Source organism: Brenneria izbisi, from assembly GCF_025840185.1.
GTDB lineage: Bacteria > Pseudomonadota > Gammaproteobacteria > Enterobacterales > Enterobacteriaceae > Brenneria > Brenneria izbisi.
In genome coordinates, this window is the sequence record NZ_JAMPJU010000012.1 from 1 (window position 1) to 25,363 (window position 25,363).

The window sequence follows — 25,363 nt, forward strand, 5'->3', positions numbered from 1 at the left end:
AGTTCGGCCACCGGCGTTCCTGCCTCGGCTTGCTTCAGGATGGACATGATCTGGCTGTCAGTGAAACGTGATTTTTTTATAGAGATCTCCCCGGTTCAGGTTACGAGAAAATTCTACTTATGAACACACCGGTTTTTCGGGGGGATTACCCTTTTCAACTGTTTTTCTATTTTTTTCTTTATCATAGGTACCAGCAATCTCAAAATCCCATCCGTTTCCATGGATCGATTGAAAATCCGACCCAGACATCGATGAAGAAATGGCTTCGACAAATGCTGATTTATTTGCAGCTTTTGCTGTCCCGCCAACTCGTTGAAAATCGGCGGAACAACCTCAGCTATTTAACGATGTTGAAAGGATCAGGAACGCTGTGCTGGTTTGCATTGTTCCAGAAATTCTGGAGAACAAATCCATATTCCGACAGATTGTTGGTGAATGGAGCCAGCATCGCATCCGCTGTCGGACGTTTCCAGTCAGCCTGAAGCTCACATGCAAGAGCAAATGTGCTAACCAGCTCGGCTCCAGCATTCCCCATACGCGATATTGCCGCTTCCGCTTCATAGCGATTCCATGCGCCACAAGCATCTATAACAGGGTAAACTTTGTAACCGTCATTAAGCAGGGAAAGCGTAGGGAAGACACAGCATGTACCTATTGTCACGCCAGCTAGAATAATGTGGCGCCGTCCGGTAGATTCAACTAACTTATCGAAAGCGTTACGGAACGTCTCATCTTCATAGGCATTGATGATCCCTGTACGGCGATAAATAGGCTCCTGTGGGAATATTTCCTTGATTTCAGGTAGCGTATCGCCATTCTGCCATTGCGCATTAGACGTCGTGATCAGTACCGGGATTTCAAGAGCTTTTGCAACCCGGGCTAAACCGGTGACATTGCTTTTAAATTCCGCAAGTGAAGAAAAATCCCTTACACCTGCCATCAGGCCGATTTGATGGTCAATGAGCAGCATAATGCTATTTTCGGACGTTGGCTTGTCGTGCCCGTACCGCCCTGCCTTATGAGCCTCCTCTAGTGTAACTTTATTCGGAAGAATCGAATTGCTGATCGGACTTATGATATCTGCCGGACGAGAATCTTGATTATCGCTCATCTGTTTTCTCCATATTCAATGTCCTAATGTGAGTTAAAGTACGGTAACTATAGGCGCCGATGAAAGGTTCTGTGAACTGCTAACACCTTTAATATCAGCATGACAACCAACGACGACTGGGACAGTTATCGTCGGGAAGCGCCGAAGGATAAACATCTGCTTCTCGCGCTCTGTAGAACGACATGAAAAGGTAACGGGAACCCTCATCGAAAACACATGTTCTACTAATCGTAGTCATCGCCCTTTTTTTCTTCAAGCGTATAGGGCTGGAAAAATTCAATATGCTATCAGACACGAAGGATATCATTTTGGAAACAGTTTCATCGTTATATTTCATTGATTATTGTAACAAAATACTTGAATCAAAGAATAAAACCTTAGAGCAATATATTTTGTTGGCAGCGGACAGAATGCTACTCCTACTACTTATTATTATGGTTCTAAAGACGCCCAAAAAACTCACTGACAAGCAACTACAGCCGCTCGTTAGAAAATCGGTTAATCCAGAGAAAAATCGGGCAGCGATAGAAGGATTTCCCGCTCGTCTGTAAGTGCTGGAATGATGGCTTTAATCCCACCGTTTATACCGGGCAGATTCACTCAGAGCCAGCAAAAAATGGAAAACCGGTCGGCCCTTATGACGTCATGCCGACCAGCAGGCCACGTTCGCGCATCTGGATTGATACTGATAACCAATAGTGTTCGTGAGTTTGAACGTATACCGGGACGTCGTATAGAAAACTGGGTAAATTAATAATCGAACGAGTAAACACCCGCGATCTTCCGATGCTTTTCTGCCGCTCTGCTATTCTTACTTCAGGCATGCAACAATCAAGGAGACAACATGTTTGGTAAAGCTGAAGACAAAGCAAAAGAAGTGGTCGGGGCAACACAAGAAGCATATGGCGAATTGGCTGACTCACCTGAACATGAATTAAAAGGCGCAGCTCGTAAATACGCCTCGCAAGCAAGCTATGCTGTTCGTGATACGGCAGATACTGTGCGTAATCATGTTGAGTCTAACCCACTGGCTGGTGTTGCAATCGCGGCGGCGGTTGGTGTGGTTTTCGGTTTTCTTCTCGGAAGAAAGTAAATTAACTAAAGGGCCATATCGCGGCCCTTTAACATTTTTACCCAAGATAGATTTATTATAAAAACTCAAAAAACACTGAATGTAAAGATCCGAGTAAATAGATAAACATTAAATCTAAATTAAATTTATTTTATTGCTTTAATTTTACTAAAAAATAAAATAAAAAGAATTTACATAGTCATAAAAAACAAACTGTTTTATCAGTCACATGAATTTTTATCCTCATAAAACAAACTGGACATAAATATAATTATGATTTAAAATCTAGCCATTAGCATGGCATTAAATTTTATAAAAATGGTAAGGACGAATTAATGCAAAAGGCAATAAAAAAAGTAAACACTGTGTTTTCTCAACAAAAAAAATTGCGTCCATTTTTTCCTTACTATGGTTCAAAATGGAACATGGCTCGCCATTATCCCGAACCGAAACACAATATTGTCATTGAACCATTCGCTGGCTCAGCGGGTTATTCAACATTTTACGCTTGCCCAAATGTTCATTTAATTGACATTGATCCTATCATTACAGGAGTATGGTCATTCCTTATTAAGTCAACTCCAGCAGAAATTATGCAATTACCTGAATTACCTGAAACGGGTGATTGCGTCGATAATTATAATATATGCGAAGAAGCTAAATGGTTAATTGGTTTTTGGTTAAATAGAGGTAGTTCCAGCCCCAAGAAAACCAGAACAGCCTACTCATCACGCATAGATAAGGCTCAGTTAGTTTGGGGAGCAAGAGCAAAAGAGCGAATTGCATCTCAACTTCAGTTTATCAGAGGATGGAAAGTAACAAATGATTCATATGAAAGCTTGAGTAATCATGAAGCAACTTGGTTTATTGACCCCCCTTACACAAATAAAGGCCGTTATTATCGTAAAACATTTAGTGAGTATCAACAGTTAAGCGAATGGTGTTTATCGCGTAAAGGCGCAATAATTGTTTGCGAGGGTGATGATGCCAACTGGTTACCATTCCAGCGTCTGGGAGACTTCAAAACATCACTCGGACGATCTAATGAAGCTGTATTTATCCAGGATATACAAAACCCTGAATTAATTTTAGCCTAACTCATGCATTTGGGCGGATTTTCAGGATAAAGATGATCAACATCCGCCCATGAGTCATACTGATCTGATCCCGGTCTAAATTCATTGTTTTCAATTGCTAAAATGATAGATTTGTTAGGAATATATCTCGGCTTCATATCGGGAAAAACAAATGCATGCCAACCATCAGGTTTATTTTCACGTTTAAATGGCCTTGTTTCGCTATGTGATACTCTAATATGCTGATCTTTATTACGTTTCTTTATTTCAAAAGTAATACCACATTTAAGACAGATACGATCCGGTTTTCGATGACGTTTACCCTCGTACTGAATTGTAAAATCTCCGGGAGATTTAGATAATTCAGGAAGAAAGTCGTGCCCTTCAGCTATAAGATTTCTGGTAACTATTCGCTCGGCCTTTTCTCCAGATTTAGTTCGCATCGCAAACATTCCATCATCTTTCTTAGAAAATTTTCCTGCTTGTTTTCTGTTTCCGACATAGACGATATGTATCCAAAATAATGCTATATCAATATGTTCATGACCAGAGGGAAAAGCCACAACATCTATATAGTCATTTTTTTCTAAAACACGACGTAAATATTCTTTTGCAGTGATAAACTCTGTCCCAAAATGCATTTTCTTATCACAGCTAATTTTAAGAGGTATATTTAATTGATGGCTGTATAAAAATAGCGAATGTCCATTCATGGCATAATCAAAAATCTGAATATTTCTTATAATACAAGACTCAACTATATTATAAATACAATCTATGCCTACCTCTTGAGGTGGGTTGGATTGATAATCAGTGGGAATATATTCCATTATAAACCTCGGCATATATAAATTCTTCATATAATAATTAAAACCAACACTACTTTTCAAGTTTTATATTGATTTTTATATGAAACATATTCTGAATATTTACTTAATCGTGTCCTATGCCTCAATTGCCTGCTTATGAAGCGCTTTGCAAGCCAGATGTTATTCATTTATTTTGAATAAGAAGTAGAAACAGCGCCAAATTTTTTAGTTTACTATCAGTCACTGTTTTAGTTATCATTCCACCTTCGTTTACTATACCTTCCTCTCTGCTATTAATTTACAGCCTAAGTATATAATTAAAACTTGAGTAACTTGTTACTTTTACTCGTTATTCTTAATGAAATAGTTATTGTTAATAAAAATAATTAATGAGATAACTTTTTTAAATCATTTTTAAGCAAGCCCTACATTTAAATTGTTTCATTCTCTTTTATTTTTTACCGGGCGAGAAGTTTTATATTAAGGCTACCGGTAATTAGCAGATAACCTGACCGTTGTCTGACGTTTTGTCACCAAGGAAAACAGATGTACAGTAGCGGAGAATAAAATGGTATTCCCAGAACACCATAACATTTGCTACGAATGCAATTTCTCAGGGTTGAAAAAAAGGATAAGTACTCATGAACATGATAAACCAACCCATTGATTTGAATCGTGCGTTGCGACTTGCTGTGGAACAATCAATTTCCCCCATTATTCTGTTCAACGAGCATAATCAGGTAAAATTTTTCAACCCGGCCGCAGAGCGGCTCTGGGGCTATGCCCAAGTCGAGGTGCTGGAGCAGAATGTGGCAATGTTGCTGTCTCTGGATCTGTTGGGAGTTCATGACAATATTCATGACAACAATGGCCTTAATCAGTTAGCGGGGACAACCAGTGAAATACTGCTGACGCGTAAGGATGGGAGCCAACGGCGAGTCGCCCTTACTCTGTCGAAAGTACAGGTTGGCGACCGCATCTGCCATATGGCCTCGGTTTTCGATATCGTACATAAATTCAACCTTACCGATGAACATGAGATTCGAGCACTGGAGCGCGATGTGCTGGAAGCCCTGACCAGCAACCAATCATTTCAGGAACTGGGAGATTATTTGTGTCGGCGCATCGAATCCATCGCGCCGGGTGTGTTGGTATCCATATGCCGGGTTGCCGAGCGACGGCTTCGTCCCTGGGCCGCGCCAAGTTTCCCCGCCGAGTATGGCCCCAACTGGGAAGGGGTAAAAATCGGTGAAGGCGTAGCGGGTTGCGGCACATGCGCGCATCGTGGCGAGCCGGTGATGGTATACGATATCAACACCGATCCGCTCTGGGCGCCCTATAAACACCAGATGTTGCCGCACGGTTTTCTCGCCTGCTGGACCTACCCGATCAAAAGCCGCAATAACAGCGTCATCGGCACTTTCGCCTTCTATTTTAAGCTCAACGCCGAACCGGACCCGTGGCTGGAACGCATTGCCGATGCCAGCGTCTATCTGTGTACGCTGGCCATCGAACGTGAGGAGTACCGCCAGCGGATGGAGCATCTGGTACAGTTCGACATGCTCACCGGCCTGCCAAATCGCAGATACCTGCGTCGCCATGTTGATGAACTACAGAAACAGAATCCCTCACAGGCGATGGCTTTCTTTTCTCTGGGCGTGGATCGCTTTAAAGACATCAACGATACGCTGGGCCATATGGCGGGCGATCAGGTGCTGGTCACTATCGCCAATCGCCTGCAACAACAACTCACTCCCAGAGAATTCCTGAGCCATACGGAAGGCGATATATTTTTTATCGTCGCTCCTGATTGCGATGTTCGCGCCGCCGTCCGAATGGCCGAGCGCCTTCAGCAAATTGTCGGAGAATCCATGGAGGTGGGCGGTCATCTGCTTAATCTTTCCACCAGTATCGGCATCAGCCATGCTCCCGATGGCAGTCACGATCGCGACATGTTACTCAGCAACGCGAAAAGCGCCATGTATCAGGCCAAGAGCAGCCGCCAGGGTAGCTACCAGTTCTTCAACCCGGAGATGAATCAGGCAGTGAATGATCGCCTGTTGCTCGGCGGCGCCCTTAAGCGCGCCATCGCCAGCGGCGCGTTATACCTGCACTATCAGCCCCAGGTCTATTCAGACAGCGGAGAACTTTACGGGATGGAGGCATTAGCCCGCTGGCATGATCCTGAATTTGGCGAAGTGCCGCCCGGTAAGTTTATTACGCTCGCTGAGGAAATTGGCGAAATAGAGAACATTGGCCGCTGGGCGTTAGCCGAGGTTTGCCGACAAATGGCAGGGTGGCGCACGGCTGGCGTTCAGATACCTGTGGTATCGGTCAATCTATCGCCGCTTAATTTCCGCGACCGCAATCTGCCGAATTTCGTCGCCGGGTTGCTCAGCAAATATGGTTTGCCAGGTGAAAGCCTGACGATAGAGATAACGGAAAACACCGCAATGTCACTTACACCGGAGATGCTGGGGCTGTTGAATGCCATACGCGCACTTGGGGTTGGTCTATCGGTGGATGATTTCGGTACAGGGTTTTCGAGCCTGTCGAATCTGGCCAATTTACCCGTGACCGAGGTAAAAATTGATCGCAGTTTCATTGATAAATGCCAGGAAGAAGCGCGTATACAGGCGCTGGTGATGGCGGTAATTGGTATCGGCCAGAGCCTGAAGTTGACGGTGGTGGCCGAAGGGGTTGAAACCCGCGAGCAGCATCAGCTACTTGCTGACCAGCCCGTTGCGATTGTTCTTCAAGGTTACCTCTTTTCCCGCCCTATCGATGCACAAGCTGTCGCCGTATGGATTGAATCCCGGAAAATATCGCAGCAGTGAAGACAAACGGCGTCTCCCATCAGAATTCAAAACCATTCAGCTTCACACGGAATGGCCTTATATTGCTGATAGATAAATTGCTGATAGATGAATGTTTCATATTATTTTACGCCACATACCTCTTTTCTAAGTGCAATAATCTCTTCCGCCAGTTCACGGCACAGCATGGCATTCATTAAATGATCCTGCGCGTGTACCACAATGAGATCGAGATTCGTCTTTTCCTTATCATGATTACCAATAAATCCGGTTTGGATAAGCTGGGCCTTCTTCAAGGCCGTCGCCGCCATTTTCAGCAATTGATCGACATGTTCCCATTCCCCTTTGCGGGCTGAACGAAGCGCTTCCATTGAACAGGAACGTGTTTCGCCAGATTTAACGATAAGTTCGATCATTCGAGTTTCCACATCCATTTTCTCTTCCCCCCGAGAATTATAAACCGCGGTCACACCATGTTTTCACCAGCCTATTGATGCTTGTCGTATCCAATAAATCCTGAATCCAGATGATCGGCAACTACCCGACTACCTGGAGGATGACGGGTATATCTGACGGCCAATAACACCTGCCTATTAAATATAGATGATATATTTATATTTGTTACTTGAAATCATAATGTTATGTATCAATTACGATTAAATGCATTTGAATGCATTCAGCACACTACCGGGAAATATGCGGAGGAAATATCTGCGGCATCGTTACTGGCGGATAAAATGGCGACGTGGTCATTTCATCGTGACGAAAATCACTTCATTGATACAATTTATATTTACACAATTTATATTTACACAATGCCTGACAGCAAGCGCCGCTTCTGACAAAATAGCGCCATCTTACGTACTTAATACTGATGGATCTTCTCTCAGATGGCAGCAAAGATTATTGATGGTAAAACGATTGCGCAGCAGGTTAAAAACGAAGTCGCCGCGCGGGTAAAAGAGCGTCTGGCGGCAGGGAAACGAGCGCCAGGTTTGGCTGTTATTCTGGTCGGTGAGAATCCGGCCTCACAGATTTACGTTGCCAGTAAACGTAAAGTTTGCGAAGAAGTTGGCTTCATTTCCCGCTCTTATGATTTACCCGCCACGACCACCGAGCCGGAATTACTGGCGCTCATCGATAAACTGAACGCGGATCAAGCAATTGACGGTATTCTGGTTCAGCTTCCTCTGCCGGAAGGGATTGACAACACCAATGTCATTGAACGTATCGCACCGGATAAGGACGTTGATGGTTTCCATCCGTACAACGTTGGGCGTCTGTGCCAACGCGCCCCGCTGCTGCGCGCCTGTACGCCCCGCGGCATCATCACCCTGCTGGAACGCTACAATATTGAAACCTTTGGCCTGAATGCGGTGGTGGTCGGCGCCTCCAATATCGTCGGTCGCCCGATGAGTCTGGAATTGTTGCTGGCGGGTTGTACGACGACGGTGACGCACCGTTTCACTAAAAATCTGCGCCATCACATTGAAAATGCGGATCTGCTGGTGGTCGCAGTCGGCAAGCCGGAATTTATTCCGGGGGAATGGATCAAACCGGGCGCGATCGTGCTGGATGTGGGGATTAACCGCCTGGAGAACGGCAAAGTGGTCGGCGATGTGGAATATGAAACCGCACAGAACAGAGCCGCTTATATCAGCCCGGTGCCGGGCGGTGTTGGCCCGATGACTGTCGCCACGCTGATTCAGAATACATTGCAGGCTTGCGAAGAATATCACGATAGCGTCGAATAATTCGTCAGGCTATACAAACAGCAGAAATCAGGAAATTATGACTATTTTTCAACTCGAAAATCATCCGCACGTTGAACTGTGCGATTTACTGAAACTACTGGGCTGGAGTGAGAGCGGCGCGGCGGCCAAGCTGGTTATCGCGGCTGGTAAAGTCACCGTTGACGGACAGATTGAAACACGTAAACGCTGCAAAATTGTTGCCGGTCAGAAGGTTGAATTTGCAGGCGAAGCCGTGGAAATCATCGCCTGATCCCCTGATAGCAAAAGCCCGCCGATACGTTCACCGGCGGGCTTTTACGGTCTGGAAGACGATAACCGCTTACTTACGTCGCCATGTCGTTCCCTGCGGGCCGTCTTCCAGAATGATGCCAAGTTCATTCAACCGATCACGTGCCTGATCCGCCAACGCCCAATCCTTGGCGGCTCTGGCGTCTTTACGCTGTTTGATTAACCCTTCAATTTCCTTAATTTCGTCGTCATCCCCTGGCGCGCCGCTTTGCAGGAAAACATCGGGATCTTGTCCCAACAGGCCAAGAACGTTAGCCAGCTTACGCAGCGCCGATGCCAGTTGGTTGGCGGCATGCGGATCTTCAGCTTTAAGACGATTAACATCGCGCGCCATATCAAACAGCACGGAGTAAGCTTCCGGCGTATTGAAATCGTCGTCCATCGCTTCACGAAAGCGCGCTTCAAACACGTCGCCGCCTCGCGCTTCCACGCTGCTGTCCGTACCGCGCAGCGCCGTATACAACCGCTCAAGCGCCGAGCGTGCCTGTTTCAGATTCTCTTCGCTGTAATTCAACTGGCTGCGGTAATGACCGGACATCAGGAAGTAGCGTACCGTTTCAGCATCGTAATAGGCCAGCACATCACGCACCGTGAAGAAGTTATTCAACGACTTCGACATTTTTTCACGGTCAACCATCACCATACCGGAATGCATCCAATAGTTCACATAAGGGCCGTCGTGCGCGCAACTGGACTGGGCGATTTCGTTTTCATGATGCGGGAACATCAGGTCTGACCCCCCGCCGTGAATATCAAAATGTTCGCCCAACTGTTTACAGTTCATGGCGGAACACTCGATATGCCAGCCAGGGCGACCGTCTCCCCACGGAGAAGACCAATGCGGTTCGCCCGGCTTGGACATTTTCCACAGGACAAAATCCATCGGGTTACGTTTGACTTCGGTAATCTCAACCCGTGCGCCCGCCTGAAGCTGACTCAGATCCTGACGGGACAGCACGCCATAGCCCGGCGCGGTATCCACTGAGAACATGACATCGCCGTTCGAAGCTATATAGGCATGGCGGCGAGCAATTAACGTTTCAACCAGTTCGATAATCTCGGTAATGTGGTGAGTCGCCCGCGGCTCCACATCTGGACGCAAAATATTCAGCGCATCAAAATCAGCGTGCATTTCCGCAATCATTCTGCTGGTAAGCTGCTCGCAGGTTTCACCTTTCTCCGCTGCGCGTTTGATAATTTTATCGTCAATATCGGTGATGTTGCGCACATATTTCAGCGAATAACCCAAATAGCGCAAATAGCGAGCCACGACATCAAACGCCACAAAAGTACGCCCGTGACCGATATGACACAGGTCATAAACCGTGATCCCACACACATACATCCCCACTTGACCAGCGTGGATAGATTTGAATTCCTCTTTTTGGCGACTCAGCGTATTAAAAATCTTTAGCATCAGGGCATTCCATGGTGTTCGCAGGATAGGTGATTCATTGATTGTGTCAGCATGAATAACAGTCAATTTGCTAAGGGCTTCGCAACCCGACGGCGTATTGAAACCTGATCCCCATTCTATTGCAAGGCTGATCGCAAGACCGATGCCACGCAACAAACAGATAATTGACAGGGATTAACCTCATCCTTGTTTTCACGCCAGACAGAGTTAAATGCAGACGATGGCGACAAACACGGACTTATCGATGAACAGCAAAAAGGTCCGTACGATACGGACCTTTCATCACGCCTTACCGGGCGATTCGACTAACCATCAGCGCCAGCGAGGATTCGACATCACCGAGTATTTGCCACTGCCCAACAAGGCAATAGCCAGACCAGCAAAGAAGAAAACCGCCGCGGGTTCAACGGCCCATGCGCCGGTTTTCGTCAGCATGGCGAAGCCCGCCGGGTTTGACAACAATGCGGCAACAACCATGGTGAAAGAGAAAATCAATGCGGAAGGACGAGTCAGGATACCCAGAATCATCAAAACAGGGGTAACCACTTCACCCACATAAACACCATATCCGACAAACGTCGGGATCCCCGCCGCGGCGAGCATACCTTCAATACCGCCAATCCCGTTGTGTACCTTATGCCATCCGTGGAGCAACATCAGAATACTGAAAGATAAACGCAGCAGCAGTTTTCCGAAATCAGGTTTATCTAATACGCGATTAATACTGTCCAGCATAATCCACCTATCTATTTAGTGTTATTCGGGGGGTATACGAATCAATTTCAGATTAATCGCTGTCATTCTCAAAGAATACGTTGTTCAGTCAATACATTGATCTGGCTCAAAAAAATTATTATTCAAATAAATTAACTAAATAAATGAAAGTTGATCGATTTATTTGTATGCCGAATTTCACTCATTCGCTTTCTTTCCACGCTTCCTTGTCCGCATCCCCTTTAAGACGAAGGCTCTGCTGACTCAGTCAGCCAGTTATGTTATAAGAGCGCTCTTGATCGCTCACCGTGTACGGTGAACTTTATTCTTATTACCACGGCTATCTAGGGTTCATTACTATGATCACGTTGCATACCAACCACGGCGATATCGTTATCAACACTTTCGCAGATAAAGCGCCGGCTACCGTAGAAAACTTTCTGAATTACTGCCGTAACGGCTTTTACGACAACACAATATTTCACCGCGTTATCAATGGTTTTATGATCCAGGGTGGTGGTTTTGCGCCGGGGATGGCGCAGAAAAGCACCGACGCGCCGATTAAGAATGAAGCCAACAACGGCCTGAAAAACGCCCGTGGCACACTGGCGATGGCGCGAACCAACGATCCGCACTCCGCTACCGCGCAGTTCTTTATTAATGTCGTCGACAACGATTTCCTGAACTTCCGTTCAGAACGCGCTGACGGCTGGGGCTACTGCGTATTCGCCGAAGTCGCCGAAGGCATGGATGTGGTGGATAAAATCAAAGGCGTCGCGACCGGTCGCAGCGGAATGCATCAGGACGTCCCTAAAGAAGATGTGGTGATCACCAGCGTAACCGTCAACGAGTAATCGCGTACTCTCATGGCGACGTTGTTTATTGCCGATCTGCATTTAAGTCTTCACGAACCGGCGATCACCGCCGGTTTTCTGCGATTTTTGCGCCATGAGGCCGTGAACGCCGATGCACTTTATATTCTGGGCGACCTGTTTGATGCCTGGATCGGCGATGACGATCCGCAGCCGCTGCATAAAACCGTAGCGGAGGCGTTGTATGAACTGCATCAGCACGGCGTTCCCTGCTATTTCGTACACGGCAACCGTGATTTTCTGATCGGCAAGCGCTTTGCCAGGCAAAGCGGAATGATCTTGTTGCCGACAGAAACGGTGTGCGATCTGTATGGTCGGCGGGTACTCATTTTACACGGCGACACGCTGTGTACCGATGATCACGCTTATCAGAAATTTCGCCGCCGAGTACACAATCCGCTGATACAGCGTCTTTTCCTGTTGCTGCCGCTGCGTCTTCGGCTCAGCATCGCAGAAAAAATGCGCTCGACCAGCCGCCATGCCAATCAGCATAAATCACAGCAGATTATGGACGTGAATCCCGAAGAGGTTATTCGTCGGCTGCGGCATTATCAGGTTAATACCATGATCCACGGTCATACTCACCGTCCGGCTATTCATCCGATCATTACCGAAAACCTCGAAGCACAACGCGCCGTGCTGGGCGCCTGGCATCATGAAGGCTCGATGATCAAAGTCACCGAACACGGCCTTGACCTGATCATTTTTCCGTTCTGATGGAATACGAGCGTTAATTCTTTTGCGCCCATTGGTTTAGCGGATTGTCGCCGCGATAATCCGCCGTTGATGCCGACGCAACCGTTTTCCTCGTCATAAGGTCATGGTATGCTCTACGCCCTCAACGCCAGAGCACTGTCTATCTGGCCGACGCAGTCCCCTTACTCTGCGTCATGATCATGTAAAACCACAGGAGCTTTACAGGCATGTCATCCAACGTTGCCCCGGCTAAAATCGCCATCGTCATGGGTTCCAAGAGTGACTGGGCCACCATGCAGTTTGCTGCGGACATTCTCACCACACTGAACATCCCTTTTCATGTTGAAGTTGTCTCCGCCCACCGTACCCCCGATAAATTGTTCAGTTTTGCCGAGCAAGCCGCTCAGAACGGTTTCGATGTGATTATCGCCGGCGCAGGCGGCGCAGCGCACTTGCCGGGGATGCTGGCCGCCAAAACGCTGATCCCGGTACTGGGCGTGCCGGTACAAAGCGCGGCGCTGAGCGGCGTAGACAGCCTGTATTCAATTGTTCAAATGCCGCGCGGCATTCCCGTCGGTACGCTGGCGATCGGGAAAGCGGGCGCCGCCAATGCCGCGCTGCTGGCCGCACAAATCCTTGCCTTGCACGACAATACGCTCGCTGTTCGTCTGGCTGACTGGCGGCAGAGCCAGACCGATGAAGTGCTATCCCATCCTGATCCCAGGGAGGACGCATGAAGCCGGTTTGCGTATTAGGTAATGGTCAACTGGGCAGAATGCTGCGTCAGGCGGGCGAGCCTCTGGGTATTGCCGTTTATCCGGTCGGTCTGGATGCGGAGCCGGAGTCTGTTCCGTTTCAGAACAGCGTGATTACCGCCGAGATTGAACGTTGGCCGGAAACCGCCCTCACCCATCAACTGGCTGCCCATAGCGCCTTCGTTAACCGTGATATTTTCCCGCGACTGGCCGATCGCCTCACTCAAAAACAGTTGCTCGATTCGCTGAATCTGGCGACGGCGCCCTGGCAGCTACTCACTGGCGCGGAAGAGTGGCCGCGGATTTTTGCCCGGCTGGGCGATCTGGCCATCGTCAAACGTCGTGTGGGCGGTTACGATGGCCGCGGTCAATGGCGGTTGCGCTCAGGCGAGCAGACGACATTGCCGACCGATTGCTACGGCGCATGTATCGTCGAACAAGGCATTAACTTCTCCGGCGAGGTGTCGCTGGTTGGCGCGCGCAACGCGCAAGGGACATGCGTGTTCTATCCGCTGACGCATAACTTGCATCAGGACGGCATTCTGCGCGCCAGCGTAGTTCTGCCGCAACCGCAGCCTCAACTCCAGCAGCAGGCCGAGCAGATGCTATCGGCCATTATGAACGAACTGGGCTATGTGGGCGTAATGGCGATGGAATGTTTCATCGTGGAGGATCGTCTGCTGATCAATGAGTTGGCGCCACGTGTGCACAATAGCGGCCACTGGACGCAAAATGGCGCGTCCATCAGCCAGTTTGAGTTGCATCTGCGCGCTATTCTGGATTTGCCGATGCCCGCGCCGGTCGTCGGCACCGCGTCGGTGATGGTCAATCTGATCGGCACCGGGGTGAATATCGACTGGCTCGCTTTGCCGTTGGTGCATCTACACTGGTATGACAAAGAGGTACGTCCGGGGCGGAAAGTCGGCCACCTGAACTTACAGGCCCAGGATACCGTTCAACTTCAGCAGACCTTGCAGTCGCTGGCGGCCATGTTGACGGATGAATACCATAGCGGTCTGCGTTGGGCACAGGAAAAACTCTCTGCCTGATGCGCGCATCGCGCCAGACAGACGGTTTATCCGTTTGTCTGGCAAAGGCAAAAATGATTTTCAGCGTGACATCGCTCTATTTGAGTCTATTATTGATAACGACATTATTTTAATACATCGCTTATTACTGGTTATTTTTTATCATTTAACCGGTAAATAAAGCATCAATAAAGCGCCTTTAAAAATTATTAAAATAAAGTATCATTATTGATGTTTTAATTTCCGATAGATTCTATTAAAATAATTTCCATCCATTCATTTCTGTGATCGCCACAATATTATTCGCTGACCGGCACGATATAGAATGCAACCCACGCAAACAGTATTTACTTATCAACATAATTATATGTCCTATTCACGTTTAATCCCTGTAACGGCAATGTGCCGGTACTGTAATTTTTTATACCCAGTGTTCACTGAGGAGAAACTAACATGAGCACAATTCAAGACAGCGGCCAGGTTTTAGAGCAGGCTTCAGGCTGGCGTAAAAGCGATACCGTCTGGATGCTCGGCCTCTATGGTACGGCCATTGGCGCTGGCGTGCTGTTTTTGCCGATAAATGCGGGTATTGGCGGATTGATCCCGTTAATTATTATGGCAATTATTGCTTTCCCAATGACTTATTATTCTCATCGCGCTTTATGTCGATTTGTATTATCGGGTAAAAAAGGTGGTGAAGATATTACCGAAGTGGTTGAAGAACATTTCGGCGTTGGTGCTGGAAAATTAATCACTCTGTTGTATTTCTTCGCCATCTATCCGATTCTTCTGGTTTACAGTGTGGCAATCACCAATACGGTAGACAGTTTTATCACTCACCAATTACATTTGCCCTCGCCGCCAAGAGCGCTGCTGTCATTAATATTAATTCTTGGTTTGATGTTCATTGTGCGCTTTGGCGAAACCATGATTGTTAAAGCAATGAGTGTTCTTGTTTATCCATTCGTTGCAGTATTAATGATGCTGGCGTTATATTTAATTCCCCATTGGAATACCTCGGTTTTTGAAAATATTTCTTTGGCAAATAATGTTACCGGCAATAGTTTGCTGGCGACACTGTGGTTGGCGATCCCGGTGATGGTTTTCTCCTTCAACCACTCGCCGATCATCTCCTCTTTCGCCGTGGCCAAGCGCAAGGAATACGGTGACGACGCCGAGAAGAAATGTTCGCGCATTCTGTCTTACAGCCACCTCATGATGGTGCTGACTGTCATGTTCTTTGTTTTCAGTTGCGTATTGAGCCTGTCGCCAACGGAACTGATGGAAGCCAAAACACAGAACATCTCCATTCTGTCCTATCTGGCCAACCATTTTGACAATCCGTTCATGGGTTACCTGGCGCCGATCATCGCCACCATCGCTATCTCCAAATCTTTTCTGGGACACTATCTGGGCGCGGGCGAAGGTTTTAACGGCATGGTGGTTAAATCGCTGCGCAGCAAAGGCAAAACCATCTCCGGCGCCAGACTGAACCGCATCACGGCGCTGTTCATGCTGATCACCACCTGGATAGTCGCCACGCTGAACCCCAGCATTCTGGGGATGATAGAAACGCTGGGCGGCCCGATTATCGCCTGCCTGCTGTTTCTGATGCCGATGTACGCCATTCAGAAAGTGCCGGCGATGAAAAAATACAGCGGTCAGATCAGCAATATTTTTGTCACCATCATGGGCCTGATTGCCATCAGCGCGATTATTTACAGCTTGTTTGGCTAAGGTGACGCCGTCCTGATCCTCTCATCTCAACGCCGGGACGTTTTGCCAACGACCGGCGTTTTTTAAGGAAGTAACTATGGTCAGCGTATTTGATATTTTCAAAATTGGTATCGGTCCATCCAGTTCACATACCGTAGGTCCGATGAAAGCTGGCAAAATGTTTACGGATGACCTGGTCAGCAACGCGCTTATTTCATCGGTGACGCGTATCGAGGCGGAGGTTTACGGCTCACTGTCTCTGACAGGCAAAGGTCATCATACCGATATCGCCATTATCATGGGGCTGGCCGGTAACCAGCCGGACAGCGTCGATATCGACGCTATTCCCGCGTTCATACAACGGGTCAGGGAAACCCACCGCCTGCCGCTGCTCGACGGTCAGTATGAAGTGAGTTTCCCGCTGGAAACCGCGTTGTGTTTTCAAGCGGAAAACCTGCCGCTGCATGAAAACGGCATGGTTATTCGCGCCTATCGCCATCAGGAACTGCTTTACAGTAAAACCTATTATTCCATCGGCGGCGGGTTCGTCGTTGATCAGGAGAATTTTGGCAAAACCAATCTGACGGAAGAGAATGCGCCCTATCCGTTCTTTTCCGCGCAAAAGTTACTGCGGCACTGTCACGATAACTGCCTCTCCTTATCCGCTATTGTGATGAAAAACGAAATCGCCATACACGGTCGTGAAGCGATTGAAGCGTATTTTGCCGATGTCTGGAAAATTATGCAGAATGCCATTCATCGCGGTATGAATACCGAAGGGGTGTTGCCGGGGCCGTTACGCGTTCCCCGCCGTGCTTCGGCGTTGCATCGTTTGCTGTTCATCAACGATCGTTTTTCTAACGATCCGATGGATGCGATGGACTGGGTGAATATGTTCGCCATGGCCGTGGCGGAAGAAAATGCGTCCGGCGGTCGCGTCGTCACCGCGCCGACCAACGGAGCCTGCGGCATCATCCCTGCGGTTCTGGCTTACTATGATCACTATATTCAGCCTGTTACGCCGGAATCTTATCTGCGTTACTTCATGGCTGCCGGTGGGATCGGGATGCTCTATAAAATGAATGCCTCGATTTCCGGTGCGGAAGTGGGGTGCCAGGGTGAAGTTGGCGTAGCATGCTCCATGGCGGCGGCAGGACTGGCCGAGTTACTTGGCGCCAATCCTGAACAGGTGTGCGTGGCGGCGGAGATCGGTATGGAGCACAATCTGGGGTTGACCTGCGATCCCGTCGCCGGTCAGGTTCAGGTGCCGTGTATTGAACGTAACGCCATCGCTTCAGTAAAAGCGATTAATGCCGCGAGGATGGCGATGCGCCGCACCAGCAAACCGAGGGTTTCACTAGATAAAGTCATCGAAACCATGTTCGAAACCGGTAAGGATATGAATGCAAAATATCGCGAAACATCACGCGGAGGGTTAGCGATTAAAGTGGTGTTGTGTGAATAGGCCGGATAACTTATTTCTTTTCGCTGTCCGGCCATGACCAGATAATATTATTTTCAGCGGCTGCAATATACCAATCCACGGTACTGGCGGACGTTTTTTCCTCACTTTCACGCTTAGCGGTTGATTGGGCTGGAAAAACCGCCGCCTTCTTGCGGATACGCAATGGCGTATGTTTTTTCTTACCGCTGACCTGAGCGTTAAATGATTCCACCTCCGCATCAAATAAAATACTTTCCAGTTGATGTAAGCGGTTAAGACCACGCAGAATACACAACAGGCTGCTGAGCGTTATAGATTCTCCCATCTCGGCGCGTTTAATGGTCGCGATGCCTAATCCGGCCCGTTCAGCGAGATCAACCTGAGACAGACGTTGCTGGATGCGGGCGTCTTTTATTCTGCGGCAAAGCTCCGTTATAATTTCGCCTTCACTCATGGTGCTGAATCTCATCTTATCCGCCGTCTGCCTGAGCCGTTAAATTGTCCGCATTTTATCATCCATTTCTCAAATGGCACGGACAATTGATGAACGGTATCAATAATCTTGATCCGTCCCATGAAAATGGCGAAAAATACCGGGCAGTGACGACATCAGGCGGTAAATATCGGCTCCAGGCGACTATCGCCAAATAAACCGTCTCTCACGCTTTCGCAGAAAAAGCGAGTAACATATGTTGTCTTTCCCCCATAATAAGGCAATGGTAAGTGTCTCGATTTTGTGGTCATGAACGAGCCATAATATTGTTATATCCTAAATAATTCGAGTTACACGGGGGATGCGCCGTCGCTGCGGCGACACCCTGGCGCATCACCGCCAGAACATGGCCCGACAGCAATCTTTATCGCACCTGAAAACCACCGGGCAGGCATCATTAGCGAGACCACAGCACACTAATTGAATGGAGTGACAATGAGTCAGGGCAAACTCTACATTGAGAAAGAGTTAAGTTGGTTGTCCTTTAATGAACGCGTACTTCAGGAGGCCGCGGATAAAAGCAACCCATTGATCGAGCGTATGCGCTTTCTTGGCATCTACTCCAACAATCTTGATGAGTTTTACAAAGTCCGTTTTGCCGATCTGAAAAGACGTATCCTGATTAATGAAGAACAAGGTTCAGACGGAAACCTGCGCCACCTGTTAGGGAAAATTCAGGCGCGCGTCCTGAAAACAGACCAGATCTTTGACAACCTCTATAACGAGTTATTACTCGAAATGGCGCGCAACCAGATTTTCCTGGTCAACGAACGTCAGGTTTCCCCCAATCAGCAAGAATGGTTGAGAGAGTATTTCAGGCAATATCTACGCCCGCATATCACCCCGATACTTATTCTGCACGACACCAATCTGGTGCAGTTCCTCAAGGATGACTACACCTATCTTGCTGTCGAAATCATCCGCGGCGATCAGATCAATTACGCGCTGCTGGAAATCCCTTCGGACAAAGTACCGCGTTTTGTCAATCTGCCCGCAGAAGCGCCCCGCCGCCGTAAGACCATGATTCTGATCGACAACATTCTGCGCTACTGTCTGGAGGATATTTTTAAAGGCTTTTTTGATTACGATGCCCTGAACGCGTATTCCATGAAGATGACGCGTGACGCTGAGTACGATCTGGTGACGGAAATGGAATCCAGCCTGCTGGAGTTGATGTCATCCAGCCTGAAGCAGCGCCTTACCGCAGAACCAGTGAGATTTGTCTATCAGCGCGATATGCCCGATGCCATGGTGACAATCCTGCAAGAAAAACTGGGGATCTCCTCCTTCGACTCGGTCATCCCCGGCGGGCGCTACCATAACTTTAAAGACTTCATCTCGTTCCCCAATGTGGGCCGCGCCAATCTGGTCAACAAATCGTTGCCGCGTCTGCGCCACATGTGGTTCACCTATTTCCGTAATGGCTTTGATGCCATCCGGCAGCGGGATGTTCTGCTTTATTATCCGTACCATACCTTCGAGCATATCCTGGAGCTATTGCGTCAGGCCTCGTTCGACCCCAGTGTCCTGGCGATCAAAATCAATATTTATCGGGTGGCGAAAGATTCCCGCATCATCAACTCGATGATCCATGCCGCGCACAATGGCAAGAAAGTCACCGTGGTGGTGGAGTTGCAGGCGCGCTTCGATGAAGAAGCGAATATTCATTGGGCGAAGCAACTGACCGAAGCTGGCGTTCACGTCATTTTCTCCGTCCCCGGACTGAAAATTCACGCCAAGCTGTTTTTGATCTCGCGCCGCGAGGGAGAGAACATTGTGCGTTACGCCCATATCGGCACGGGCAACTTCAATGAAAAAACCGCCCGTCTGTATACCGACTACTCGTTGCTTACCGCCGATGAGCGCATCACCAACGAGGTGCGCCGGGTATTCAACTTCATTGAGAACCCTTACCGGCCAGTGGCCTTTGAACACTTGCTGGTTTCGCCGCAAAACTCGCGTGACAAGCTTTATAAATTGATCGATAAAGAGATCACCAATGCACAGGCAGGGATCGATGCCGGGATCACGCTTAAGGTTAACAATCTTGTCGATAAGGGACTGGTTGAAAAACTGTACCAGGCTTCTGCGACAGGCGTGAAGATTAATCTGCTGGTGCGGGGTATGTGTTCGTTGATCCCGAATTTATCCGGTATCAGCGAAAATATTCAGGTAATCAGTATTGTCGATCGCTATCTGGAACATGACCGCGTGTATGTATTCCATAATGGGGGAGATAAGAAAGTTTATCTCTCTTCCGCCGATTGGATGACGCGTAACATTGATTATCGTATTGAAGTCGCGGTGGAAATGCTCGATCCCATATTGAAAGAGCGGGTATTGGACATTCTGGATATTTTGTTCAGCGATACCGTCAAAGCCCGCGTCATTGATAAAGAGTTGAGTAATCGCTATGTGCTGCGTGGTAACCGACGTAAAGTACGTGCGCAAAATGTCATCTATGATTACATCAAAGCGCTTGAGCAACCCGGAGATAAGCCTGAATAATGCCATTAACGAATAAAGATCAAGATGTTGCGAAACCCCAGGAATTTGCCGCCGTCGATCTGGGCTCCAACAGTTTTCATATGGTGGTGGCGCGGGTGGTCAACGGCGCACTTCAGGTGCTCAGCCGATTGAAACAACGCGTTCATCTGGTCGACGGTCTGGATAGCCAAAACATGCTCAGCGAAGAGGCTATGGAACGCGGCTTAAACTGTCTGGCGTTGTTTGCGGAAAGACTACAGGGCTTTTCCCCGCAAAATGTCTCCATTGTCGGGACGCACGCCTTGCGTCAGGCGGCGAATGCGCAGACGTTTCTGCGCCGCGCCGCGGAAATTATCCCCTACCCGATTGAAATCATTTCAGGCCATGAAGAAGCCCGTCTGATCTTTATGGGCGTGGAACACACCCAACCGGAAAAGGGACGTAAACTGGTTATCGATATTGGCGGTGGTTCCACCGAACTGGTGATCGGTGAAGACTTTGAACCGATGCTGGTTGAGAGCCGTCGCATGGGCTGTGTCAGTTTCGCGCAACAGTTCTTCCCTCATGGAGAAATCAGCGACACCAACTTCAGGCGCGCGCGATTGGCCGCCGCGCAAAAACTGGAAACGCTGGCCTGGGAATACCGTATTTACGGCTGGCAATACGCCCTCGGCGCATCCGGCACGATCAAGGCAACCCATGAAATTCTGGTGGAAATGGGCGAAAAAGATGGCTTGATCACCCCGGAACGTCTGGAAATGCTGCGCAGCCAGGTTGTAAAGTTTAAAAACTTCAAATCACTCAGCCTGCCGGGTTTGCCGGACGATCGTCAATCGGTGCTGGTGCCTGGTCTGGCGATCCTGTGCGGCATTTTTGACGCGCTGGCCATCAAAGAGCTTCGTCTGTCTGATGGCGCGCTGCGCGAAGGCGTGTTGTACGAAATGGAAGGCCGTTTCCGCCATCAGGATATTCGCATCCGTACCGCGCAAAGTCTCGCCAGCCATTATAATATCGACCGCGAACAGGCGCGCCGGGTGAGAGAAACCACCGAGCGACTGTATGTCCAATGGGCGCAGCAAAACCCTAATCTGGTGCATCCGCAGCTTACCGCCATTCTCGACTGGGCCTCCATGCTGCACGAGGTCGGGCTGAGCATAAACCATAGCGGCATGCATCGCCATTCCGCCTACATTCTGCAATATACCAACCTGCCCGGTTTCAATCAGGAACAGCAAATTTTGTTGGCGCTGATCGTGCGTCTGCATCGCAAGGCCATCAAGCTGGAAGAGTTGCCGCGCCTGAATCTTTTCAAGAAGAAACAATACCTGCCGATGGTTCAACTGTTGCGTCTGGCGACACTGCTGAACAATCAACGACAGGCGACCACCACCCCTAAAACGCTCAGGCTGCTAACGGACGACAATCACTGGACGCTGATCTTCCCGCATGATTTCTTTACTCAGAACACGCTGGCGCAACTCGATCTGGAACGGGAACAGGAGTTCTGGCAGGGAGCGACGGGCTGGAAGCTGAGTATTGAGGAAGAAAAGGCTTGATTCAGGCCAACAATGCTGGCGCCCGACAATCGTTCAGCATTGTTGGCGGCGATTGTTGCCATCGTTGTTTATAATGCGCAAGCGGCGCACAGCCTCCATCTTTTTCAACGCGAACAATTGACCTATTCCTGCGCTTGTGCCTAAATAACAAACAGCGAATGTCCGCTTCCACTGGAGATTTAACGGTAATGTCTACGCTTACCCATAGACGACGAATATCAATGCGCCCTCGACGAAGTGGTTCACGTATCGCCCGTGCCGTGTTACTCATCAGTTTTATCATTCTTTTAGGTCGTTTCGCCTACTCCACCGTCAGCGCGTTTGCCCATCACCAGGACAAACAACAACCACGTTTCGAACAATCCTTCACGCCTGCCACAGATGTGCCAATCAATAAAAAAGAATAACGCTAAAGCTTATTCCTGATTTATTCGCATATTTTATAGATAAAAACATAAAACGGCAGCGCGAATTATCGCGACCACCGTGCTTTTATACATTTCAGTTTAAGCTATCTCAAACCACCGTCAGCGTTACATCAATATTGCCACGGGTTGCATTGGAGTACGGGCATACGATATGGGCTTTCTGCACTAAATCTTCCGCTACCGCCCGATCCAGACCTGGCAAAGAAATTTTCAACTCCACTTCAATACCGAAACCATCCGGGATCGCGCCAATTCCCACACTACCGCTGATTGCTGTATCCGCAGGCAATGCAATTTTTTCACGGGCAGCGGCAAATTTCAGGGCGCCCAGGAAACAGGCCGAGTAACCCGCGGCAAACAGTTGCTCAGGGTTGGTCCCTTCGCCACCGGCGCCGCCCAGTTCACGCGGGGTTGTCAGTTTGACATCCAGTTGTTTGTCGGAAGATACCGCACGGCCATCACGACCACCGGTAGCCTGGGCATGCGCAACATAAACCACTTGTTCGATTGACATCATTAACTCCTGTTATTCAGATTGACACAAAGTATACGGTTTAATTAAGTATCGGGATATTAAATCGCGCACTATTTAATTATTTAAACAAACGCCTTTTCGCCACCACTCAGAGGTGGCTAATCAGACTAGTACGCAGCGCTTCCAAATCTCGTTTAATCGACTGCAACTGCTCGATATTACATGCGGCCGCACAGAATACACCTTCAGGAACCGCGCGCGCCTTGTGCTGCAATTCACGTCCGGCGGAGGTTAAGCTGATCAACACTTGACGTTCATCATCCGTACTGCGATTACGCACTACCAGCCCTGCGTTTTGCAGACGTTTAAGCAGCGGCGTCAGGGTCGCGGAATCCAGATACAAACGTTCCCCCAACTCAGACACAGTAAGCCCCTCGCGCTCCCATAATACCAGCATCACCAAATACTGCGGATAGGTTAGCTGTAGTTCAGACAGCAGACGACGATAGAGTTTATTCATCGCCAGATTAGCCGAATATAAGGCGAAACATAGCTGACTATCCAGCCGGTAGGCCGTTGCGTCCAGTGAACGCGGGGTGATGTGAGTGTCTTTTCTGTTCATGCAAGCTAATCTATATCGTTAAAAATTAAATAGCAAGCGATTTAAATCCTGAGTTGACCTGTGACTGACAGCGATATTCAGATCCATCGATAATCAGGCTGAAACCTCGCACTGATGTTCTTAATTCTCTGATTTTGCGCTAAGTTTATTCATAACGGAAACATTTACCGGGTCGCTCGCCATTACACGGCTGCTTAACAGTCGAAAGCAGGATGACGGAAATAAAAATCAGGTCAGGAACTTCACCAGACAGAGCGGAAATCACCCATGTCGACAGTAAAAAAACTTAGCGCCCAACGGCGTCGCATCTCTCTTTTGTTATTGGACAACAAGGCGCTGGTTGACAGCATTATCAATCAGCAACCTGCTGATACTAAAAAAGAAAATCGTGTTGTAAAAGAAAATAAAGCCCTACTCGATCAAACAGCCGAAATCTGCCGGTTGATTGCCGAATGGCATTCCGCCGACCTTGCCGACTTGCTGGAATCATTACCGCATGATGAACGACGGGCCCTGTGGCGACTCATCCCGATAAAAAAACGCGGACGCGTGTTGATTGAAGTGTCGGACAGCATTTCTGACGGCCTGATCGAAGACATGCAGGATAAAGAAATCCTGAAGGCGGTGCGCCCACTGGATGTGGATGAGCAAGCGCAACTGTCCCGCCGTTTGCCCCGCAATCTGCTGGGGAGAATATTGACGGCGTTGGAAGCCAGACAGCGGGCGCAACTACGGGAAGCGATTAATTACGACGAAGACCGCATCGGCTATCTGATGGATTTCAAACTCGTCACCATCCGTGCCGATGTGACGCTGGCGACAGTTCAGCGTTATTTGCGCTACCGTAAAACCATCCCTGACGCCACCGATAAACTGTTCGTCACCGATAGAAAAAATACGCTGATTGGCGAACTTTCTCTGGCCGCTATTTTACTTCACCCGCCCCAAACGACGGTTTCGGCGATTATGGAACCTCATCCGCTGATGTTTCAGCCTGAAGATAGCCTTGAAGAAGCCGCAGGCGCATTTGAGCGATACAACCTGATTTCCACCGCCGTGGTCGATAGCAAGGGCAAACTGATGGGACGCCTGACGGTTGAAGATATCGTGGACGTGGTGAATAAAGAAAATGACAGCCACCTGCGTCGTTCCGGCGGCTTAACCCCTTCGGAAGACGTGTACGCGCCAATCTACAAATCGGTGCGTAACCGCTGGGCATGGCTGGCGATCAATCTGTGTACCGCGCTGGTCGCCTCCCGCGTCATTGGCCTGTTTGAAAATACACTTGCGCATCTGGTGGCGCTGGCGGCGCTGATGCCCATTGTCGCCGGCCTGGGCGGTAATACCGGCAACCAGACCATCACCATGATTGTACGGGCGCTGGCCTTGCATCAGTTGGAGCACGGCAAAAAATCCTACCTGTTGTTGAAAGAGTTAGGGGTAGCGCTGGTCAATGGCCTGATATGGGGCTCTGTTATGGGGCTGGTTACTTACGCGCTATATGGCGATATGGCAATGGGCGGCGTCATGATGTTCGCCATCTTGCTCAACCTGTTGCTGGCGGCGCTGATGGGCGTGCTGATCCCGCTGGCGCTGATGTCTCTTGGCCGCGATCCGGCGGTGGGTTCCAGCGTTATGATTACGGCGATTACCGATACCGGCGGCTTTTTTATTTTTCTGGGGCTGGCGACAGTGTTTCTATTGCCGTAAGTATTCTGATGTGTTGGATGATTG

23 protein-coding genes and 1 pseudogene are annotated in these 25,363 nt (G+C 48.7%); 16 read left to right on the forward strand and 8 right to left on the reverse strand.

The window, feature by feature from the left end; genetic code table 11:
• Positions 1 to 337: 337 nt before the first annotated feature.
• Positions 338 to 1,111, reverse strand: coding sequence for an isochorismatase family protein (locus NC856_RS14175; protein ID WP_264091087.1), 774 nt, complete (start codon positions 1,109 to 1,111; stop codon positions 338 to 340).
• Positions 1,112 to 1,198: 87 nt separating this feature from the next.
• Here NC856_RS14175 and NC856_RS14180 point away from each other — a divergent pair.
• The 3 genes and pseudogenes from NC856_RS14180 to NC856_RS14195 form a co-directional block, all read left to right on the forward strand.
• Positions 1,199 to 1,339 (forward strand): annotated as a pseudogene (locus NC856_RS14180) (IS1 family transposase); the annotation flags it as partial.
• Positions 1,340 to 1,955: 616 nt separating this feature from the next.
• Positions 1,956 to 2,204, forward strand: coding sequence for a glycine zipper domain-containing protein (locus tag NC856_RS14190; RefSeq protein ID WP_264091089.1), 249 nt, complete (start codon positions 1,956 to 1,958; stop codon positions 2,202 to 2,204).
• Positions 2,205 to 2,518: 314 nt separating this feature from the next.
• Positions 2,519 to 3,280, forward strand: coding sequence for a hypothetical protein (locus tag NC856_RS14195; protein WP_264091090.1), 762 nt, complete (start codon positions 2,519 to 2,521; stop codon positions 3,278 to 3,280).
• On the opposite strand, the gene NC856_RS14200 is transcribed toward NC856_RS14195, so the two are convergent.
• Complete coding sequence (locus NC856_RS14200) at positions 3,277 to 4,089, reverse strand: hypothetical protein (protein ID WP_264091091.1); 813 nt, start codon at positions 4,087 to 4,089, stop codon at positions 3,277 to 3,279. The genes NC856_RS14195 and NC856_RS14200 overlap by 4 nt on opposite strands.
• A 620-nt stretch (positions 4,090 to 4,709) precedes the next feature.
• Here NC856_RS14200 and NC856_RS14205 point away from each other — a divergent pair.
• Complete coding sequence (locus NC856_RS14205) at positions 4,710 to 6,905, forward strand: bifunctional diguanylate cyclase/phosphodiesterase (RefSeq protein ID WP_264091092.1); 2,196 nt, start codon at positions 4,710 to 4,712, stop codon at positions 6,903 to 6,905.
• 101 nt (positions 6,906 to 7,006) lie between these two features.
• Here the strand turns inward: NC856_RS14205 and NC856_RS14210 are convergent, their stop codons facing one another.
• Positions 7,007 to 7,318, reverse strand: a complete 312-nt coding sequence (locus NC856_RS14210) for a PTS lactose/cellobiose transporter subunit IIA (protein ID WP_264091093.1) — start codon at positions 7,316 to 7,318, stop codon at positions 7,007 to 7,009.
• A 456-nt stretch (positions 7,319 to 7,774) separates the two neighbouring features.
• Between NC856_RS14210 and folD the strand changes: the two genes are divergently transcribed.
• Entirely contained in the window at positions 7,775 to 8,638 is an 864-nt protein-coding gene (gene folD, locus NC856_RS14215) for a bifunctional methylenetetrahydrofolate dehydrogenase/methenyltetrahydrofolate cyclohydrolase FolD (protein ID WP_264091094.1), read from the forward strand.
• A 37-nt stretch (positions 8,639 to 8,675) separates the two neighbouring features.
• Positions 8,676 to 8,888 (forward strand): ribosome-associated protein YbcJ, encoded by a 213-nt coding sequence (ybcJ, locus tag NC856_RS14220; protein WP_264091095.1) that lies wholly within the window; start codon positions 8,676 to 8,678, stop codon positions 8,886 to 8,888.
• A gap of 69 nt (positions 8,889 to 8,957) precedes the next feature.
• Here the strand turns inward: ybcJ and cysS are convergent, their stop codons facing one another.
• On the reverse strand, positions 8,958 to 10,343 hold the full coding sequence (gene cysS, locus NC856_RS14225; protein WP_264091096.1) for a cysteine--tRNA ligase: 1,386 nt from the start codon (positions 10,341 to 10,343) through the stop codon (positions 8,958 to 8,960).
• A gap of 312 nt (positions 10,344 to 10,655) precedes the next feature.
• Positions 10,656 to 11,078: a DoxX family protein gene (locus NC856_RS14230; RefSeq protein ID WP_264091097.1), complete on the reverse strand. Its 423-nt coding sequence runs from the start codon at positions 11,076 to 11,078 to the stop codon at positions 10,656 to 10,658.
• A 338-nt stretch (positions 11,079 to 11,416) separates the two neighbouring features.
• Between NC856_RS14230 and ppiB the strand changes: the two genes are divergently transcribed.
• From ppiB to NC856_RS14260, 6 genes are all read left to right on the forward strand, one after another.
• Entirely contained in the window at positions 11,417 to 11,911 is a 495-nt protein-coding gene (gene ppiB / locus NC856_RS14235) for a peptidylprolyl isomerase B (protein ID WP_264091098.1), read from the forward strand.
• Positions 11,912 to 11,923: 12 nt separating this feature from the next.
• Entirely contained in the window at positions 11,924 to 12,646 is a 723-nt protein-coding gene (lpxH, locus tag NC856_RS14240; protein WP_264091099.1) for a UDP-2,3-diacylglucosamine diphosphatase, read from the forward strand.
• A gap of 206 nt (positions 12,647 to 12,852) precedes the next feature.
• Complete coding sequence (purE, locus tag NC856_RS14245; protein WP_264091100.1) at positions 12,853 to 13,362, forward strand: 5-(carboxyamino)imidazole ribonucleotide mutase; 510 nt, start codon at positions 12,853 to 12,855, stop codon at positions 13,360 to 13,362.
• Entirely contained in the window at positions 13,359 to 14,429 is a 1,071-nt protein-coding gene (purK, locus tag NC856_RS14250; RefSeq protein ID WP_264091101.1) for a 5-(carboxyamino)imidazole ribonucleotide synthase, read from the forward strand. The genes purE and purK overlap by 4 nt, the downstream gene beginning before the upstream one ends.
• A 432-nt stretch (positions 14,430 to 14,861) precedes the next feature.
• Positions 14,862 to 16,145 (forward strand): HAAAP family serine/threonine permease, encoded by a 1,284-nt coding sequence (locus tag NC856_RS14255; protein ID WP_264091102.1) that lies wholly within the window; start codon positions 14,862 to 14,864, stop codon positions 16,143 to 16,145.
• Between the two features lie 76 nt (positions 16,146 to 16,221).
• The gene (locus tag NC856_RS14260; protein ID WP_264091103.1) at positions 16,222 to 17,589 is read left to right on the forward strand and encodes an L-serine ammonia-lyase; all 1,368 of its coding nucleotides are present in this window, start codon (positions 16,222 to 16,224) and stop codon (positions 17,587 to 17,589) included.
• Between the two features lie 10 nt (positions 17,590 to 17,599).
• On the opposite strand, the gene NC856_RS14265 is transcribed toward NC856_RS14260, so the two are convergent.
• Positions 17,600 to 18,037: a helix-turn-helix domain-containing protein gene (locus NC856_RS14265; RefSeq protein ID WP_264091104.1), complete on the reverse strand. Its 438-nt coding sequence runs from the start codon at positions 18,035 to 18,037 to the stop codon at positions 17,600 to 17,602.
• A 459-nt stretch (positions 18,038 to 18,496) separates the two neighbouring features.
• Here NC856_RS14265 and ppk1 point away from each other — a divergent pair, with 459 nt between their 5' ends.
• The 3 genes from ppk1 (at position 18,497) to NC856_RS14280 (ending at position 22,511) form a co-directional block, all read left to right on the forward strand.
• Positions 18,497 to 20,569, forward strand: coding sequence for a polyphosphate kinase 1 (ppk1, locus tag NC856_RS14270; protein ID WP_264091105.1), 2,073 nt, complete (start codon positions 18,497 to 18,499; stop codon positions 20,567 to 20,569).
• Positions 20,569 to 22,104, forward strand: a complete 1,536-nt coding sequence (ppx, locus tag NC856_RS14275) for an exopolyphosphatase (RefSeq protein WP_264091106.1) — start codon at positions 20,569 to 20,571, stop codon at positions 22,102 to 22,104. Before ppk1 ends, ppx begins: the two co-directional genes overlap by 1 nt.
• A gap of 221 nt (positions 22,105 to 22,325) precedes the next feature.
• Positions 22,326 to 22,511 carry a YfgG family protein gene (locus NC856_RS14280; protein WP_404802335.1) on the forward strand — a complete coding sequence of 62 codons (186 nt, stop codon included), beginning with the start codon at positions 22,326 to 22,328 and terminating at the stop codon, positions 22,509 to 22,511.
• A 109-nt stretch (positions 22,512 to 22,620) separates the two neighbouring features.
• Here NC856_RS14280 and NC856_RS14285 read toward each other — a convergent pair whose 3' ends face one another.
• Entirely contained in the window at positions 22,621 to 23,046 is a 426-nt protein-coding gene (locus NC856_RS14285) for an organic hydroperoxide resistance protein (RefSeq protein ID WP_264091109.1), read from the reverse strand.
• Between the two features lie 109 nt (positions 23,047 to 23,155).
• Positions 23,156 to 23,629 carry a MarR family winged helix-turn-helix transcriptional regulator gene (locus NC856_RS14290; RefSeq protein WP_264091110.1) on the reverse strand — a complete coding sequence of 158 codons (474 nt, stop codon included), beginning with the start codon at positions 23,627 to 23,629 and terminating at the stop codon, positions 23,156 to 23,158.
• Between the two features lie 267 nt (positions 23,630 to 23,896).
• Between NC856_RS14290 and mgtE the strand changes: the two genes are divergently transcribed.
• Positions 23,897 to 25,339 (forward strand): magnesium transporter, encoded by a 1,443-nt coding sequence (gene mgtE, locus NC856_RS14295; protein WP_264091111.1) that lies wholly within the window; start codon positions 23,897 to 23,899, stop codon positions 25,337 to 25,339.
• Positions 25,340 to 25,363: the final 24 nt, after the last annotated feature.

Excerpts from the sequence above, each read along its gene's own strand:
- NC856_RS14175 (WP_264091087.1), bottom strand. The coding sequence starts at position 1,111 with ATGAGCGATAATCAAGATTCTCGTCCGGCAGATATCATAAGTCCGATC.
- NC856_RS14190 (WP_264091089.1), top strand. The coding sequence starts at position 1,956 with ATGTTTGGTAAAGCTGAAGACAAAGCAAAAGAAGTGGTCGGGGCAACA.
- NC856_RS14195 (WP_264091090.1), top strand. The coding sequence starts at position 2,519 with ATGCAAAAGGCAATAAAAAAAGTAAACACTGTGTTTTCTCAACAAAAA.
- NC856_RS14200 (WP_264091091.1), bottom strand. The coding sequence starts at position 4,089 with ATGGAATATATTCCCACTGATTATCAATCCAACCCACCTCAAGAGGTA.
- NC856_RS14205 (WP_264091092.1), top strand. The coding sequence starts at position 4,710 with ATGAACATGATAAACCAACCCATTGATTTGAATCGTGCGTTGCGACTT.
- NC856_RS14210 (WP_264091093.1), bottom strand. The coding sequence starts at position 7,318 with ATGGATGTGGAAACTCGAATGATCGAACTTATCGTTAAATCTGGCGAA.
- folD (WP_264091094.1), top strand. The coding sequence starts at position 7,775 with ATGGCAGCAAAGATTATTGATGGTAAAACGATTGCGCAGCAGGTTAAA.
- ybcJ (WP_264091095.1), top strand. The coding sequence starts at position 8,676 with ATGACTATTTTTCAACTCGAAAATCATCCGCACGTTGAACTGTGCGAT.
- cysS (WP_264091096.1), bottom strand. The coding sequence starts at position 10,343 with ATGCTAAAGATTTTTAATACGCTGAGTCGCCAAAAAGAGGAATTCAAA.
- NC856_RS14230 (WP_264091097.1), bottom strand. The coding sequence starts at position 11,078 with ATGCTGGACAGTATTAATCGCGTATTAGATAAACCTGATTTCGGAAAA.
- ppiB (WP_264091098.1), top strand. The coding sequence starts at position 11,417 with ATGATCACGTTGCATACCAACCACGGCGATATCGTTATCAACACTTTC.
- lpxH (WP_264091099.1), top strand. The coding sequence starts at position 11,924 with ATGGCGACGTTGTTTATTGCCGATCTGCATTTAAGTCTTCACGAACCG.
- purE (WP_264091100.1), top strand. The coding sequence starts at position 12,853 with ATGTCATCCAACGTTGCCCCGGCTAAAATCGCCATCGTCATGGGTTCC.
- purK (WP_264091101.1), top strand. The coding sequence starts at position 13,359 with ATGAAGCCGGTTTGCGTATTAGGTAATGGTCAACTGGGCAGAATGCTG.
- NC856_RS14255 (WP_264091102.1), top strand. The coding sequence starts at position 14,862 with ATGAGCACAATTCAAGACAGCGGCCAGGTTTTAGAGCAGGCTTCAGGC.
- NC856_RS14260 (WP_264091103.1), top strand. The coding sequence starts at position 16,222 with ATGGTCAGCGTATTTGATATTTTCAAAATTGGTATCGGTCCATCCAGT.
- NC856_RS14265 (WP_264091104.1), bottom strand. The coding sequence starts at position 18,037 with ATGAGATTCAGCACCATGAGTGAAGGCGAAATTATAACGGAGCTTTGC.
- ppk1 (WP_264091105.1), top strand. The coding sequence starts at position 18,497 with ATGAGTCAGGGCAAACTCTACATTGAGAAAGAGTTAAGTTGGTTGTCC.
- ppx (WP_264091106.1), top strand. The coding sequence starts at position 20,569 with ATGCCATTAACGAATAAAGATCAAGATGTTGCGAAACCCCAGGAATTT.
- NC856_RS14280 (WP_404802335.1), top strand. The coding sequence starts at position 22,326 with ATGCGCCCTCGACGAAGTGGTTCACGTATCGCCCGTGCCGTGTTACTC.
- NC856_RS14285 (WP_264091109.1), bottom strand. The coding sequence starts at position 23,046 with ATGTCAATCGAACAAGTGGTTTATGTTGCGCATGCCCAGGCTACCGGT.
- NC856_RS14290 (WP_264091110.1), bottom strand. The coding sequence starts at position 23,629 with ATGAACAGAAAAGACACTCACATCACCCCGCGTTCACTGGACGCAACG.
- mgtE (WP_264091111.1), top strand. The coding sequence starts at position 23,897 with ATGTCGACAGTAAAAAAACTTAGCGCCCAACGGCGTCGCATCTCTCTT.